The organism is Sphingomonas sp. 3P27F8, from assembly GCF_005502745.1.
Taxonomy (GTDB): domain Bacteria; phylum Pseudomonadota; class Alphaproteobacteria; order Sphingomonadales; family Sphingomonadaceae; genus Sphingomonas.
The window spans coordinates 27,796-43,519 of record NZ_SCNL01000006.1; the positions used below are offsets into that span (position 1 = coordinate 27,796).

Genomic DNA, 15,724 nt, shown 5'->3' on the forward strand with positions numbered 1-15,724 from the left:
GCGCGGCGCTTCCTCCCCATATTGCGGCGGCAAGCATCGCGCGGAGTGAGATTGATGGCCGATTACGACTATGACCTGTTCACGATCGGCGCCGGCTCCGGCGGAACCCGCGCGAGCCGGGTGGCGGCGGCGCATGGCGCGAAGGTTGCGGTGGCGGAGGAATATCGCGTCGGCGGCACCTGCGTCATCCGCGGCTGCGTCCCCAAGAAGCTGCTCGTCTATGGCGCGCATTTCGCCGAGGATCTGAAGGACGCGCGCCGCTTTGGCTGGCAGGTGCCGTCCGAATGCGCGTTCGACTGGAAGACGCTGCAGGCGAATGTGCTGGAGGAGGTGGATCGGATCAACGGCGCCTACACCAGTACGCTCGAATCGAACGGCGCGGAGATCATTCACCAGCGCGCCACCATCACCGGCCCGAACGAGGTGACGCTCGCCGACGGCACGAAGAAAACCGCCAGGACGATCCTGATCGCCACCGGCGCGCGGCCGCATGTGCCCGACTGTCCCGGCCACGAGCACGGCATCACCTCGAACGAGGCGTTCCACCTCGAGGCGATCCCGAAGCGCGTGCTGATCGCGGGCGCGGGCTATATCGCGAACGAGTTCGCCGGGATCTTCCACCAGCTCGGCGCGCACGTGATCGTCATGAACCGCACCAAGGAAATCCTGCGCGGCTACGATCAGCAGATTCGCGACCGGCTGCTCCAGATCAGCATGATGAAGGGCATGGAATTCCGCTTCGATGCGAAGTTCGAGAAGATCGTCAAGGGCGAGGACGGCTGCCTCACCGTCCATATGGGCGGCCATGAGCCGGTGACCGTGGATTGCGTGATGTTCGCCACCGGGCGCGTGCCGAACGTCGAGGGGCTGGGGCTGGAGAACGTCGGCGTCGCGCTGGACGAGAAGAACGCGGTGAAGGTGGACGACCACAGCCGCACCACCTGTCCGTCGATCTACGCGGTCGGCGATGTCACCAACCGCATCCAGCTCACGCCCGTCGCGATCCGCGAGGGGCAGGCGTTCGCCGACAACATGTTCGGCGGCGGGGGCGCGGCGGTGGAATATGACAATGTGCCCAACGCCTGCTTCAGCCACCCGCCGATCGCCGGGGTCGGGATGACCGAGGCGGACGCGCGGACGAAGCTTGGGTCCGTGAAAGTCTATTCGTCCGATTTCCGGCCGATGAAGAATGTGCTCGCCGGGCGGGACGAGCGCGCGCTCTACAAGATGATCTGCGATGGCGACACCGGGCGCGTCGTCGGCATCCACATGATCGGGCCGGACGTGGCGGAGATCATCCAGGCGGCGGCGGTCGCGGTGAAGGCCGGGCTGACGAAGGCGCAGTTCGACGCGACGGTCGCGCTCCATCCCACGATGGCGGAGGAGCTGGTGCTGCTGAAATGACGCCGCGGGGTTGTCTCATCCCCTCCAGGGGCTATGTCGCATCGCAAAACCCGTAGCGAGAAGCGAGCGAGCGATGGCTGACGAATTCGATTATGACGTGCTGGTGATCGGCGCTGGCCCCGGCGGCTATGTCGCGGCGATCCGCGCGGCGCAGCTCGGGCTGAAAACGGCATGCGCGGAATCGCGCGAGACGCTGGGCGGCACCTGCCTCAACGTGGGCTGCATCCCGTCCAAGGCGATGCTGCACGCCAGCGAGTATTTCGATGCGGCCGCCAATGGCGCGATGGCCAAGCTCGGCATCAAGGTGACGCCGGAGCTTGATCTCGATACGATGCATGCGCAGCGCCGGGATGCCGTGAAGCAGCTTACCGGCGGCATCGAATTCCTGTTCAAGAAGAACAAGGTCACCTGGCTCAAGGGCCGCGCCGCGTTCGAGGATGCGCACAAGGTGAAGGTCGGCGATCAGACCGTCACCGCGAAGAACATCGTCATCGCCACCGGCTCGTCGGTCACCCCGCTGCCGGGCGTGACGATCGACCAGAAGGTCGTGGTCGATTCGACCGGGGCGCTCGAGCTGCCCAGGGTGCCCGAGCATATGGTGGTGATCGGCGGCGGCGTGATCGGGCTGGAGCTTGGCTCGGTCTGGCGGCGGCTGGGCGCGAAGGTGACGTGCGTCGAGTTCCTCGACCAGATCCTGCCCGGCTTCGACGGCGAGGTGCGCAAGGAAGCCAACAAGATCTTCAGGAAGCAGGGCATCGAGTTCAAGCTCGGCACCAAGGTGACCGGCGTGACCGTCTCCGGCGACACGGCCACGCTGACGCTGGAGCCCGCCGCCGGTGGCGAGGCGACCACGATCGCGGCGGATTGCGTGCTCGTGTCGATCGGGCGCAAGCCGAACACCGACGGCCTCGGCCTCGATGCGATCGGCCTCGCCCCCAACCAGCGCGGCCAGATCGAGACCGATCACGATTTCCGCACCAAGGTGGCGGGCGTGTGGGCGATCGGCGATGTCATCCCCGGCCCGATGCTCGCCCACAAGGCCGAGGATGAGGGCATCGCCGTGGCCGAGAATATCGCCGGCCAGCACGGTATCGTGAACCACGATGTGATCCCCTCGGTCGTCTATACCTGGCCCGAGATCGCGGGTGTTGGCCTGACCGAGGAAGCGGCGAAGGAGCGCGGCGAGGTGAAGGTCGGCAAGTTCCCGATGATGGCGAACAGCCGCGCCAAGACCAATCACGAGCCGGACGGCTTCGTGAAGATCGTGGCGGACGCCAGGACCGATCGGGTGCTCGGGGTGTGGTGCATCGCCAGCGTCGCGGGCACGATGATCGCGCAGGCCGCGCAGGCGATGGAATTCGGCGCGACCAGCGAGGATATCGCCTACACCTGCCACGCGCATCCGACGCATAGCGAGGCGATCAAGGAAGCGGCGATGGCGGTACGCGGAAAGCCGATTCACATCTGATCGCCAGCGGAGGGTTGTGGGGATCACCCGGCGGCACATGCTTGTCGTGCCGCCGGCGTTAATGTCAGCCCGCGTTACGGCGCACGACGCGTCGTCATCCCGCTATTGCGGCTGCGACGGCGGGTAGCCGCTTTGCTGCGCACACTCCGCCCGCTCGGGATGCTTGCGGCAACGCGCGTCGCGCTTGCGCATCGCGCGCACATAGTTGCGATCGCGCTCGGACGGGCTGGTCGTGCTCCAGTCCACCACCTTGCCGACTGCCTTCACCGGCGCGGTGGCGACGGTGGTGACGGTGCGGACACAGCCGCCCGCGCCGATCAGTGCGAATGCCGCCATCATCGCCGCGCCGGTGCGCCTCATCGTAGGCGCTTCTCCTCCCGCACGCGGTTGCGCGCGGCCACGCCGATCGCCGGGAAATCGGTGAAGAAGCCGTCCAGTCCGCGATGCAGCGCGGCGGCGATCTCCCCGTCGAGATCGCCATGCCCGCGCGGGTTCAGCCCGTCGCGATACGCCGACGGCAGGAAATAATTCTCGGCGCGATACGTCCACGGATGAACGCGCAGCCCCGCCGCATGCGCCGCGCGCACCAGCCCGGTTGGCACCTGCCCGTCCCATACCATCGCCTTGTTCGGCCCGATCCCGAACGCATAGCTGGCGATGTCCCGCATCCCCTCCGGCGTCAGCATCGCCGCATAGCTCGGCGCGGCGCTATCGGCGGGGCCGCCTTCCTTGTCGACAAGCTGGATCAGCCGGATGCCGGTCAGCTTGTGGATGCGCTTCAGGTTCTCGATCTCGAACGACTGGATGAACACCGGCGCGGCGGCGTCATTCCATCCTGCCGCCTGCAACTGGCGCACCAGCCGCTCATCGGTCGGGTGGCCGATCGCGGCGAAATAGGTCGGGTGCTTCGTCTCGGGATAGATGCCCACGTGATGCTTTTTCGCCAGCGCGATGATCTCGGCGAGCGTCGGGATATCGTATTTCCCGTCATATTGCCGGTTGTCGGGGCGCAGCAGCGGCAGGCGCTCCTTAGCGCGCAGCGTCTTCAGCTCGGCGAGCGTGAAATCCTCGACGAACCAGCCGGTCAGCTTCTGCCCGTCGATCGTCTTGGTCGTCTTGCGCGCCGCGAACTCCGGGTGATCCGCCACGTCGGTGGTTTCGGATATCTCGTTCTCGTGGCGGGCGACGAGCACGTCGTCCTTCGTCGGCACCAGATCGGGCTCGATGAAATCCGCCCCCTCCTCGATCGCGCGCTCATAGGAGCCGATCGTATGTTCGGGACGCTCGCCACTGGCGCCGCGATGCGCGATGACGATAGGATCGGATAGCGGCGCGGCCGACTCGGGCATCGGGCGATCCTGCCCGGTTCCGCACGCGGACGCCAGCAACGCCAGCGGGATGAAAGTCATTCGCACGGACACCAACCCAGTCACCCGCGTTATCCTGTCTGCCAATGGAGAGCGAGCCATGCACTTTACGATCAACGGAGCGAGATACGAGGCGGACGTCGATATCCGCACCTCGCTGCTCGATCTGCTGCGCGAGCATCTCGGGCTTACGGGCAGCAAGAAGGGATGTGACCATGGCCAGTGCGGGGCGTGCACGGTGCTGGTCGACGGGCGGCGGATCAATGCGTGTCTCACGCTCGCCGTCATGCATCAGGATGATGACATTACGACGATCGAGGGCATTGGCACGATCGACAATCTTCATCCGTTGCAGGCCGCCTTCATCCGGCATGATGGCTATCAGTGCGGATATTGCACTCCGGGGCAGATCTGCTCGGCGGTGGGGATGCTCGACGAGGTGGCGCGCGGCTGGCCAAGCCACGTCTCCGGCGATCTCTCCGGCCCGGTGCTCGACGATGACGAGATATCGGAGCGGATGAGCGGCAATCTGTGCCGCTGTTCGGCCTATCCCAATATCGTCGATGCGATCCGTGAGGTGCACGCGGCTTCGATCGAAAGGGAGCATGCGGCGTGAGGACGTTCGACTATGCTCGCGCGGAAAGCCCGGAGCAGGCGGTGGCGGCCGGCGGCCGCTTCATCGCCGGCGGCACGAACCTCATCGATCTGATGCGGCTGGAGGTGGAAACGCCGGAGCGCCTGATCGATATCAGCCGCCTCGATCTCGCCAGGATCGAGGATCGCGATGATGGGGGCCTCACGATCGGGGCCTTGGTCACGAACAGCGATCTCGCCGCCGATCCGCGCGTGATCGCGCGGTACGAGGTGTTGAGCCGCGCGTTGCTGGCCGGCGCCTCCGCCCAGCTTCGCAACAAGGCGACGACCGGCGGCAACCTCCTCCAGCGCACCCGCTGCTATTACTTCTACGACACCACCACCCCCTGCAACAAACGCGCACCTGGATCTGGCTGTGACGGGCGCGAGGGCTTCAACCGGATCCATGCCGTTCTGGGCACGAGCGCGGCATGCATCGCCACCCACCCCGGCGATATGCCGGTGGCCATGCGCGCGCTGAACGCCGTGATCGTAACGCGGACACCGGGCGGCGAGCGCCGCCGGCTGCCTATCGCCGATTTCTATCGCCTTCCCGGCAATACGCCGGAGGTAGAAACTTTGCTGCAACCTGGCGAACTGATCACCCATGTCGACTTGCCGCCACCGGTGGAGGACGCGAAGCAGTTGTATCGCAAGGTGCGCGATCGCGCCTCTTATGCCTTCGCACTCGTCTCGCTGGCGGCGGTCGTGAAGGTGAGCGATGGCCGGATCGCGCATGCCGCGCTCGCTTTCGGCGGTGTCGCCCCGTGCCCGTGGCGTGACGCGGCGGTCGAATCCGCGTTGATCGGCAAGCCGCCGACTGCCGAGAATTTCGTCAACGCAGCCGATGTCTTGCTGAAAGATGCGCGTGGATTTGGCCACAATGATTTCAAGATCCCCCTGGCCCGGCGCGTGCTGATCGCCGCCCTCAGGGATTTGACAGCATGACCGACTACAGGATGGATGAAGCCCACCCCGGCCTCGCGCTCGATCGCGGGGTGCAGAACATATTGGGCAAGCCGCTAGACCGAATTGACGGGCCGGTGAAGGTAACAGGCGGCGCCACCTATGCGCTTGAGCATCAGGTCGATCGCATGGCATGGGGCGTCGCGATCACCGCGCCGATTGGCCGGGGCAGGATCACAGCGATCGACACGAAGGCAGCAGAGGGGCTGCCCGGCGTAATCGCGATCTACGCCGGCGACGACGCGCTCCCTCGTCAGACGCCGGTATTCGGACAGGATCAGGCGCAGCGCTACGACGGTACGATCGACAGCTGGGGCGAGGTGATCGGCCTCGCCGTTGCCGAAAGCCTGGAACAGGCGCGCGCCGCCGCCCGCGCGGTTGTGGTGTCGAGTTCGCCAGAGCAGGGAGTTTTTCTGACGAAGGATGGCGAGCCAGACGCGTTCGATCCGCCGTCCGGCGCACTTCTGCCTAACATTGTGAAGGGGGATCTCGACCAGGCGATGCGTGACGCCGCCGTGGCTATCGACGTGGATTATTCCACCCCGCGTCAGGTTCATGCCGCAATGGAACCGCACGGCGCGATCGCCGAATGGCACGATGACAAGCTGACGATGCGGTGTTCGATGCAGATATTTCGTCAAGCGCGTCCCGTGTTGGCCAAATCGCTTGGCATCTCGCCCGACGATATTCGCCTGATCTCACCATTCATCGGTGGCGGCTTTGGCGGAAAAAACGTTAGCGCCGATGCAATACTCGCCGCAGTCGCGGCCAAGCGGCTCGGCCGCCCGGTCAAAGTCGCGCTGGCACGACAACAGATCTTCCATGCCTGCTACGGGCGCTCGGATACCTATCAGCGCATCCGCCTCGCCGCCGATGCAGACGGCCGTCTGCTCGGCTATGGGCAGGACAGCCTGGTCAGCCAGAAGGTGGGCGCGACATCGTTCGAGCCGGTGCCGCTCGGCGCGGTGGCGCTTTATGATGGTGAGCATCGCAGCTTTACGACACGCATCGCGCCGGTGAACCTTGTAGCGCACGGCCCAGTCCGCGCGCCTGGCGAAGCGGTCGGGATGATCGCGCTGGAATGCGCGATGGATGAACTGGCACGCGAACTTGGCCTTGATCCGATCGAGTTGCGCCGCCGCAACGAGCCGGAGAACGATCCTACTTCGGGCAAGCCATTCTCCTCGCGTCGGCTGATCGACTGCTTCGATGAAGGCGCGCGCCGCTTTGGCTGGGGCAAGCGCGAGCGGCGGAGCGAAGGCGAATGGCTCGTCGGCCACGGCGTCGCCACGGCCGCCCGGGTCAATTTCCTTGCCGATTCCAGCGCGAGGGTGACGCTCACGCCGGAAGGGCGCGCGGTGATCGAAACGGACATGACGGATCTCGGCACCGGAACGTACACGATCCTCGCTCAGGTCGCGGGCGAGGCTCTTGGCTTGCCGATGGACCACATCGACGTTCGGCTGGGCGACAGTGAATTTCCCGTTGCGGCAGGCTCGGGCGGGTCGTTCGGCGCTGCTTCCGCGTCCTCATCCGTCGCGCTGGCGTGTGAGGAAATTGCGGAAAAGCTCGCCAAGGCAATGGGCGCCAAGAGCGAGGACGTGACGCTGAAGGACGGCCATGCCATCGCCGGGAACCGCCGCGTCCCGCATGCCGAGTTGGTCGGCGACACGCCGATCGCCGCGATCGGGACGATCCACCCCGGCGCCAATAACCGCCGCTTCTCGCAGGCCACTCACGGCGCGCAATTCTGCGAGGCGTGGGTAAATGCGGTGACCGGCGAAGTGCGCGTCAAGCGAATGCTCGGCGTCTTTGACTGTGGCCGCATCCTCAATCACAAGACCGCGCGCAGCCAGGGAATTGGCGGCATGATCTGGGGCCTCGGCTATGCTCTGCACGAGGAGGTGCATATCGATCCACGCACCGGCGCAATCGTCAATCGCGATTTCGGTGAATACCACATCCCCGCCAACGCCGATGTGCCGCAGATCGAATGCTATTTCGTCGAGGAGATCGATCGGCACGCTAATCCGCTCGGGGCGAAGGGGATCGGCGAGCTTGGCATCTCGGGCGCGGGCGCGGCGGTAGCCAATGCGGTTTTCGACGCATGCGGCGTTCGCGTTCGTGATTTTCCGATCACACCTGACAAACTCCTGCTGGGGCTTCCGCCAATCTGATGGCCGATAATGATTCCGTAATTGCCGCCGCCGAAGCGTGGAAAGGCGCGCCGATGGCAATCGCTACAGTGGTATCCACCTGGGGCTCCGCACCGCGCCCGCGCGGGAGCCACATGCTCGTCCATGCTGACGGCCGGTTCGAGGGATCGGTATCCGGCGGCTGCGTCGAGGGTGATATTCTTGATGCCGCCGCAAGGGTGATCGCCGGCGCGCCGTTCGAACTGAGGCGCTATGGCGTCGCGGATGCGACGGCGTGGGAGGTCGGTTTACCATGTGGTGGCGAGATCGCGGTGATGGTGCAGCCAGTGTCCGAAGCGGGCTTTCCGCCTGAACTGTTCGAGAGCATCCGCAACGCGCGCGTTGCGGGGCAGCCGCTCGACGTCACGACGAACCTTGCCAACGGACGCAGCTGCCCGGGGACGATGACCGGCGGCGACGTTTTCCTCAACCGCTATGATCCGCCACGTCGCCTGCTGATCGTCGGTGCGGTGCAGATCGCGCAGTCTCTCGTCGGGCTGTCGCGAACACTCGGCATCGAAACGGTCGTGATAGACCCGCGCGGCCGCTTTCTTACCGATGAACGCTTCCCCGGCACGACATTGGATGATCGGTGGCCTGACGAAGCGATCGCGGCCTATCGCCCAGGCCCGGCAACCGCCGTGGTGACACTCAGCCACGATCCCAAGATTGACGATCCAGCGCTGATCGCCGCGCTTGAAGCAGGAGCCGGCTATGTCGGCGCGCTCGGCAGCCGGCGCAGCCATGCCGCCCGGCGCGATCGGCTCGCCGCAGCGGGTGCAAGCGAAGAGGCACTCGATCGCATCGACGCGCCGGTCGGGCTGGATATCGGCGCGATCGGCCCATCGGAAATCGCGCTTTCCATTGCCGCTGCGATAATAGGACGTTTCAATGATCGAGGTTGAGAAATCCGTGCTTGTGCTGCTTGCAGCCGGGAAGTCAGAACGGTTCGGCGATGTCGGTAGCAAGCTGGACGAGCTTTTTCTTTCGCGCCCGCTTGGCCTGCATGTCGCGGTGACACTGGAAGACATGCCGTTCATGGAGCGTATCGCGATCGTCGATGGCTGCAAGATCGATTTTTCCGAACACAACTTCACCGTAATCCACAACGAAGATCCCGATCGGGACATGGCGTCGTCGGTCCGTCTTGGCGTGGAGATGGCTAAGGAGCATGGGGCGGAGGCAGTAGTAATAGCGCTTGCGGATATGCCGCGCGTCACTGCGACGCATATTTATCGCCTGTTCGACGCGGCGGGCGGGACGGACGCGGTCGTCGCCTCAAGCAACGGGCGATATCCCTTGCCCCCGGTCCTGTTCGGCTGCGATCGTTTCGACGAAGTGCTGCGCATCACCGGCGACCAGGGCGCGCGCGACATGATCCGCGCCGGTGTCCATGTCGTCACCAACGAACATGAACTTATCGACGTGGATACACCGGAAGAGCTCGAGAACCTCCGCGCGCTGGTTAGTTCTCCCGACGCCCGGCGACCGTAGGAGCGTGCGCCTCCCCGCCGGGAAGGCCGGCAGTCCCTATTCCAGCTCCAGGATCACCTGATCGACCTGCAGGCTTTCGCCGGCCGCGGCGTTGACCGCTTTCACCACAGCCGACTTTTCGGCGCGCAGGATATTTTCCATCTTCATCGCCTCGACCACCGCGAGCGGCTGGCCCGCTTCGACCTTATCGCCCTCCTTCACGTCAAGGCGGACGAGCAGCCCCGGCATCGGCGCGATCAGGAACTTTGACAAATCGGGCGGCACTTTCTCGATAAGGTGCCTCGCGTAGGGCGCAACGCGTGCCGGCAACACGCGAACCTTGTGCGTCGCCCCGCGCGCATTGAGCGTGAACCCGGTGCGGGTGCGAGCGATCTTCACCGTCAGCGGCGCCGTGCCCTCCACGGTGGCGATGCGTTCACCCGGCGCATAGTGGATCTCACCGTCCAGCGGCTGGCCATCGACGGTCACGACATCATCATCGATCGTCACAACGTGATCTAGCTTGTCGATCCGTACCACCCAGTCGGCCGGCGGATCGAGTGGCGCACCGAGTTGCCCGTCCACGCACCGCGCGCGCTCCGCCCAAGCCATCGCAGCATGCGCGGCAACGCCCGCAAGCGTCCGCACGAGGCCATCCGACGCCGGAGCACCGTGGAAACCATCGGGATATTCCTCCGCGATGAATCCAGTGGTGATATTGCCAGAACGGAAGCGCGGATGCTGCATCAGCGCGGAGACGAAATCGAGGTTTGTCCCGGGCCCCTCGATCTCGAACGCGTCGAGCGCGGCGACCTGTTTGTCGATCGCCTCCTCCCGCGTTTTGCCGTGGGTGATGAGTTTGGCAATCATCGGATCATAAAACATGCTGACCTCACCGCCCTCGCGCACACCGTCATCGACGCGTACAACGTCTGAAAACGCTGGCGGATTGTATCGCACGAGCCGCCCGATCGACGGGAGGAAGCCGCGATACGGATCCTCGGCGTAGACGCGGTTCTCGACCGACCAGCCGTTGATCTTCACGTCCTTCTGGCCGAAACCAAGTTTCTCGCCTGCCGCCACGCGGATCATCTGCTCGACCAGATCGAGGCCGGTGATCTCCTCCGTCACCGGATGTTCCACCTGAAGGCGGGTGTTCATTTCGAGGAAGTAGAAACTCTCACCCGTCTTGTCCGCGCCAGAGACGATCAGTTCGACCGTGCCCGCACTGTAATAGCCCACCGCGCGTGACAGCGCGACCGCCTGCTCGCCCATCGCCTTGCGCATCTTGGGCGTGACGAACGGCGACGGTGCTTCCTCGACCACCTTCTGGTGGCGACGCTGCACCGAACATTCACGCTCGTTAAGATAGACGATATTGCCGTGCTGATCGCCGAGCACCTGGATCTCGATATGGCGCGGGCTTTCGATGAACTTCTCGATAAAGACGCGATCGTCGCCGAAGCTGGCGAGCCCCTCGCGCTTGGTCGCCTCGAAGCCCTCGCGCACGTCCTGCTCGCTCCACGCGAGTCGCATGCCCTTGCCGCCGCCGCCGGCCGACGCCTTCATCATCACCGGAAAGCCGATGTCCGTGGCGATCTTAACCGCCTCTTCGGTGTCCGCGATCTCCCCGAGATAGCCGGGGACGACGTTGACGCCGGCCGCCTTGGCGAGCTTCTTCGATTCGATCTTGTCGCCCATCGCAGCGATGGCGTTCGGCGGCGGGCCGACGAAAGCGATGCCTGCGTCCGCGCACGCCTTCGCGAAGCTCTCGCGCTCTGAAAGGAAGCCATAGCCGGGATGAATGCAATCCGCGCCGGTGTCCTTCGCCGCTTTCAGGATCAGGTCCGCCTTGAGATAGCTCTCCGCCGCCGGCGCCGGCCCGAGCCGCACCGCCTCGTCCGCCATCAGCACATGCGGCGCGCGCGCGTCCGCATCCGAATAGACCGCAACGGTGGCGATCCCCATCTTCTTCGCCGTGCGGAATACGCGGCACGCGATCTCGCCACGATTGGCGACAAGGATTTTCTTGAACATCAGAGGTCGTCGCTTCCCTTTGCAGGTCGATATAGAAAAACCAAAACCATGGCGCCCAAAGACAAGACGGCTGATAACCACCAGATTGCCCAGCGCAGATTGTCACGCGCCGAACAGACATCCATCGTGTCAGGGCAGTCGCGCGTAATCATGCCTAGAAACCAGAAGCCGAAAAGAGCTACCCAGAGCGTTCCGCTGAGCAGGCAGCCCTTCGGCTTCACTCAGCCGCCTCGCACACTCGCTGCCGCATCGGCTCTTCTGCCTTCATCGGCCGCACCCCCAGCTTCGCGAACAGCGCGGCGTCGGCGCTGTCGCCGCGGTTGCCGGTGGTGAGCAATTTGTCGCCGGTGAAGATCGAGTTCGCGCCGGCCATGAAGCACAACGCCTGCGTCGCTTCCGCCATGCTCTCGCGCCCCGCCGACAGCCGCACCATGCTCATCGGCATGCTGATGCGCGCGACCGCGACGGTGCGGACGAATTCGATGTCGTCGATCTTCGCGAGCGGGGTATCGGCGAGCATGTCGCCCAGCACCGTGCCCTTCACCGGCACCAGCGCGTTTACCGGCACGCTTTCCGGGTGGCGCGGCAGCGTGGCGAGCGCGTGGACGAAGCCGACGCGATCGGCGCGGGTCTCGCCCATGCCGACGATCCCGCCGCAGCACACGTTGATGCCCGCCTGACGGACGTTCTCCAGCGTTTCCAGCCGCTCGCCGAAGGTGCGCGTGGTGATGACGTCGCCATAACGCTCCGGCGAGGTATCGATATTGTGGTTGTAGTAATCGAGCCCCGCATCGGCCAGCATCGCCGCCTGCGACGGCGTGAGCATACCCAGCGTCATGCAGGTTTCCATGCCCATCTGGCGCACGCCCTTCACCATCTCGACGATGGCGGGCATGTCCTTGTCCTTGGGGTTGCGCCACGCGGCGCCCATGCAGAAGCGCTGCGAGCCGCTGTCCTTCGCCTGCGCCGCCATCTGGAGCACGGCGCGCGGGTCCATCAGCTTGGTCGCCTTAACGCCGCTCTCCGCGCTCGCGGATTGGGAGCAATAGCCGCAATCCTCCGGGCAGCCACCAGTCTTGATCGAGAGCAACGTGCAGAGCTGCACCTCGCCGCCCGCGTGATGCGCGCGGTGGACGGTTTGCGCCTGATACATCAGCTCGTCGAACGGCAGGTCGAAAAGCGCCGCGATCTCCTCGCGCGTCCAGTCGTTACGGGTCATTATCTCGCTCATTCCGCCGCCTCGGCTTCGGGGGGCATATTGTGGCCAAGCAGGCGCAGCACGTCCTCCGCCGCCTTGGTAAGATTGGTGCCGGGACCGAAGATCGCCTGCACCCCGGCATCGTAAAGCGCCTGATAATCCTGCGCCGGGATAACCCCACCCGCCACCACCTTTATATCGGGGCGGCCAGCATCCTTCAGGTGACCGATCAGTTCCGGGATCAGCGTCTTGTGCCCCGCCGCGAGGCTTGAGGCGCCGACCACGTCAACGTCCTTGTCGAGCGCCAGTGCGGCGGCCTCCTGCGGTGTCTGGAATAGCGGGCCGGCCACCACCTCGAAGCCGAGATCACCGAACATCGAGGATACGAGGTTCGCGCCGCGATCGTGCCCGTCCTGCCCCATCTTCGCGACGAAGATGCGAGGCTTGCGGCTCAGCCGGCGTTCGGTCGCCTCGACTCCGCGCAACAAACGCGCCCAACGCTCATCATCCGTATAGGCGCCGCCGTAGATACCCTTAACCGGCGTCGGGACGGTGCCGAAACGGCCGAACACATCCTCCATCGCCGAAGATATCTCGCCCAGCGTCGCGCGTGCGCGCGCCGCCGTGACGGCCAGCTCGAGCAGATTGCCATCGCCCTTGGCGCCGTCGCGCAGCGCATCGAGCGCCGCTTGGCAGGCCGCCTGATCGCGCGTCGCCTTCACCTGGTTGATGCGGCGGATCTGCGCCTCACGCACCGCGTGGTTATCGACATCGAGGATATCGATCGCGTCCTCGTTGGCGAGGCGATATTTGTTGACGCCGACGATCACGTCTTCGCCACGATCGACCCGAGCGGCTCGCCCTGCGGAGGCTTCTTCGATCATCGCCTTGGGCCAGCCCGCGGCTACCGCCTTGGCCATGCCGCCCTCGCGCTCGACCCGCTCGATGATCTCCCAAGCTCCATCGACGAGTTGCTGGGTCAGGCTTTCAACATAATAGGAGCCGCCGAGCGGATCGACGACCTTGGTCATCCCCGTCTCTTCCTGAATCACGATCTGCGTGTTGCGCGCGATCCGGGCGGAGAAATCGGTCGGCAAAGCGATCGCCTCGTCGAGCGCATTGGTGTGCAGCGACTGGGTGCCGCCCAGCATTGCCGCCATCGCCTCAATCGTGGTGCGGATCACGTTGTTGTACGGGTCCTGCTCGGTCAGCGAGACGCCGCTCGTCTGGCAATGCGTGCGCAACATCTTGCTGCGTTCGTCCCTGGCGCCGAGCTTCGTCATCACGCGGTGCCACAGCACGCGCGCCGCGCGCAGCTTCGCCACCTCCATGAAGAAGTTCATGCCGATCGCGAAGAAGAAGCTCAGGCGCCCGGCGAACTTGTCGATATCCAGGCCTGAGGCGACCCCGTATTTCACATATTCCGCGCCATCCGCGATCGTGAACGCCAGCTCCTGAAGCTGCGTCGCGCCGGCCTCCTGCATGTGATAGCCGGAGATCGAGATGCTGTTGAACTTAGGCATCTCGCGGCTGGTGTAGCCGAAAATGTCGGAGATGATCCGCATGCTCGGCTCCGGCGGATAGATATAGGTGTTTCGGACCATGAACTCCTTTAGGATGTCGTTCTGGATGGTGCCGTCGAGCAGCTTGCGCTCGACACCCTGCTCTTCGCCAGCGACGATGAAAAAAGCGAGGATCGGGATCACCGCGCCGTTCATCGTCATAGACACGCTCATCTGATCGAGCGGAATGCCGTCGAACAGGATCTTCATGTCCTCGACAGAATCGATCGCCACGCCGGCCTTGCCGACGTCACCGGTCACGCGCGGGTGATCGCTATCATAGCCGCGATGCGTGGCGAGATCGAATGCGACCGACAGGCCCTTCTGCCCTGCCGCCAGGTTACGGCGATAGAAAGCGTTCGATTCCTCGGCCGTGGAGAAACCGGCGTATTGCCGGATCGTCCACGGCCGCCCGGCGTACATCGACGCGCGCACACCGCGCGCGAATGGCGCGAAGCCCGGCAGGCCCGGATCGACCGTCACATCCTCGGCAGTGTAGAGCGGCTTGACCGCAATCCCCTCCGGCGTCTGCCATGTGAGATCCTTGCCCTTCACCTCCTTGGCGGCGGCGGCGGACCAGTCATCAAGCGTCGGTTTGGTATCGGTCATGTCGCTCCACTCCGGCGCCTTACGCGCCCTTGAACTCAGGCTTGCGCTTCTGCAGAAAGCTCAGGCCGCCCTCGCGCGCGTCCGCCGTGCCGCCGGCGATACGCTGGCCCTCGGCTTCGGCGCGCAGCACCTCGTCGAACGTGCCGTCCAGCGCGGTCATGATGTTGCGGCGCATCGTCGCCAGCGCGACGGTCGGCCCGGCGGCGAGCCGCGTTGCCAGCGCCAGCGCCTCATCCTGCAGGGCCGCATCGTCCACCGCCTTGTAGATCAGCCCCCAGCCTTCCGCCTGCTCCGCGCCGATCCGCTCGCCCAGCATCATCATCTGCGTCGCGCGCGCTTTGCCGATCGCCTTGGTCAACAGCCAGGTCGAGCCGCCATCCGGCACCAAGCCGATGTTGACGAACGCCTGAAGGAAATAGGCGCTTTTGCCCGCGAGTACGAAATCGCCCGCCAGCCCGATCGAGCAACCAACGCCCGCCGCCGGGCCGTTGACCGCCGTCACCACCGGCACCGGCAGCCGCATGATCTGCGACAGCGCGGGGTTATAATAGTTCATGAGCGCTCGGTGGCTGGCATCGCCGCCGCTCACCGCGCTGCCGCTGCCGCGCGCCTGAAGATCGGCGCCGGAGCAGAACGCGCGCCCCGCGCCGGTGATGAGCACCGCGCGCGAACCTTGCAGGTCATAGAGCGCGACAGACAGATCCTCGGCCATCTGCAGCGATGCGGCGTTGAGCCGCTCCGGGCGGTTGAGCGTGACGACAAGGACATCGCCCTTCTTCTCGGTCAGGATCGTTTCGTAATCGGCCATCTTG

14 protein-coding genes are annotated in these 15,724 nt (G+C 65.0%); 7 read left to right on the forward strand and 7 right to left on the reverse strand.

Going from position 1 to position 15,724, the window contains the following annotated elements; all coding sequences use genetic code 11:
* Positions 1 to 54: 54 nt before the first annotated feature.
* Together gorA and lpdA are read left to right on the forward strand one after the other, a co-directional pair.
* Positions 55 to 1,404, forward strand: coding sequence for a glutathione-disulfide reductase (gene gorA, locus FFS35_RS08630; protein WP_137786689.1), 1,350 nt, complete (start codon positions 55 to 57; stop codon positions 1,402 to 1,404).
* Positions 1,405 to 1,477: 73 nt separating this feature from the next.
* Positions 1,478 to 2,872 (forward strand): dihydrolipoyl dehydrogenase, encoded by a 1,395-nt coding sequence (gene lpdA, locus FFS35_RS08635; RefSeq protein WP_137786690.1) that lies wholly within the window; start codon positions 1,478 to 1,480, stop codon positions 2,870 to 2,872.
* A 102-nt stretch (positions 2,873 to 2,974) separates the two neighbouring features.
* On the opposite strand, the gene FFS35_RS08640 is transcribed toward lpdA, so the two are convergent.
* Both FFS35_RS08640 and FFS35_RS08645 read right to left on the reverse strand, forming a co-directional pair.
* Positions 2,975 to 3,232, reverse strand: coding sequence for a hypothetical protein (locus FFS35_RS08640; protein ID WP_249341538.1), 258 nt, complete (start codon positions 3,230 to 3,232; stop codon positions 2,975 to 2,977).
* Positions 3,229 to 4,221, reverse strand: coding sequence for a glycerophosphodiester phosphodiesterase (locus FFS35_RS08645; RefSeq protein ID WP_249341549.1), 993 nt, complete (start codon positions 4,219 to 4,221; stop codon positions 3,229 to 3,231). Before FFS35_RS08645 ends, FFS35_RS08640 begins: the two co-directional genes overlap by 4 nt.
* Positions 4,222 to 4,339: 118 nt before the next feature.
* Here FFS35_RS08645 and FFS35_RS08650 point away from each other — a divergent pair, with 118 nt between their 5' ends.
* Genes FFS35_RS08650 through FFS35_RS08670 form a run of 5 tightly spaced genes read left to right on the forward strand, consistent with a single transcriptional unit; the run spans position 4,340 to position 9,527 of the window.
* Positions 4,340 to 4,855, forward strand: coding sequence for a 2Fe-2S iron-sulfur cluster-binding protein (locus FFS35_RS08650; protein ID WP_137786691.1), 516 nt, complete (start codon positions 4,340 to 4,342; stop codon positions 4,853 to 4,855).
* Positions 4,852 to 5,820 carry a xanthine dehydrogenase family protein subunit M gene (locus tag FFS35_RS08655; protein WP_137786692.1) on the forward strand — a complete coding sequence of 323 codons (969 nt, stop codon included), beginning with the start codon at positions 4,852 to 4,854 and terminating at the stop codon, positions 5,818 to 5,820. The genes FFS35_RS08650 and FFS35_RS08655 overlap by 4 nt, the downstream gene beginning before the upstream one ends.
* On the forward strand, positions 5,817 to 8,015 hold the full coding sequence (locus tag FFS35_RS08660; RefSeq protein WP_137786693.1) for a xanthine dehydrogenase family protein molybdopterin-binding subunit: 2,199 nt from the start codon (positions 5,817 to 5,819) through the stop codon (positions 8,013 to 8,015). The genes FFS35_RS08655 and FFS35_RS08660 overlap by 4 nt, the downstream gene beginning before the upstream one ends.
* A complete protein-coding gene (locus FFS35_RS08665) occupies positions 8,015 to 8,938 on the forward strand; it encodes an XdhC family protein (protein WP_137786694.1) in 924 nt (307 codons plus the stop codon). Before FFS35_RS08660 ends, FFS35_RS08665 begins: the two co-directional genes overlap by 1 nt.
* On the forward strand, positions 8,925 to 9,527 hold the full coding sequence (locus FFS35_RS08670; protein ID WP_137786695.1) for a nucleotidyltransferase family protein: 603 nt from the start codon (positions 8,925 to 8,927) through the stop codon (positions 9,525 to 9,527). Before FFS35_RS08665 ends, FFS35_RS08670 begins: the two co-directional genes overlap by 14 nt.
* 36 nt (positions 9,528 to 9,563) lie before the next feature.
* On the opposite strand, the gene FFS35_RS08675 is transcribed toward FFS35_RS08670, so the two are convergent.
* Genes FFS35_RS08675 through FFS35_RS08695 form a run of 5 tightly spaced genes read right to left on the reverse strand, consistent with a single transcriptional unit; the run spans position 9,564 to position 15,720 of the window.
* Positions 9,564 to 11,543, reverse strand: coding sequence for an acetyl/propionyl/methylcrotonyl-CoA carboxylase subunit alpha (locus FFS35_RS08675; RefSeq protein ID WP_137786696.1), 1,980 nt, complete (start codon positions 11,541 to 11,543; stop codon positions 9,564 to 9,566).
* Complete coding sequence (locus tag FFS35_RS08680) at positions 11,543 to 11,764, reverse strand: hypothetical protein (protein ID WP_137786697.1); 222 nt, start codon at positions 11,762 to 11,764, stop codon at positions 11,543 to 11,545. The genes FFS35_RS08675 and FFS35_RS08680 overlap by 1 nt, the downstream gene beginning before the upstream one ends.
* Positions 11,761 to 12,774 (reverse strand): biotin synthase BioB, encoded by a 1,014-nt coding sequence (bioB, locus tag FFS35_RS08685; RefSeq protein ID WP_137786698.1) that lies wholly within the window; start codon positions 12,772 to 12,774, stop codon positions 11,761 to 11,763. The genes FFS35_RS08680 and bioB overlap by 4 nt, the downstream gene beginning before the upstream one ends.
* Positions 12,771 to 14,951 (reverse strand): methylmalonyl-CoA mutase, encoded by a 2,181-nt coding sequence (scpA, locus tag FFS35_RS08690; protein WP_283214552.1) that lies wholly within the window; start codon positions 14,949 to 14,951, stop codon positions 12,771 to 12,773. Before scpA ends, bioB begins: the two co-directional genes overlap by 4 nt.
* Positions 14,932 to 15,720 (reverse strand): enoyl-CoA hydratase-related protein, encoded by a 789-nt coding sequence (locus FFS35_RS08695; RefSeq protein ID WP_137786700.1) that lies wholly within the window; start codon positions 15,718 to 15,720, stop codon positions 14,932 to 14,934. Before FFS35_RS08695 ends, scpA begins: the two co-directional genes overlap by 20 nt.
* Between the last annotated feature and the right edge of the window lie 4 nt (positions 15,721 to 15,724).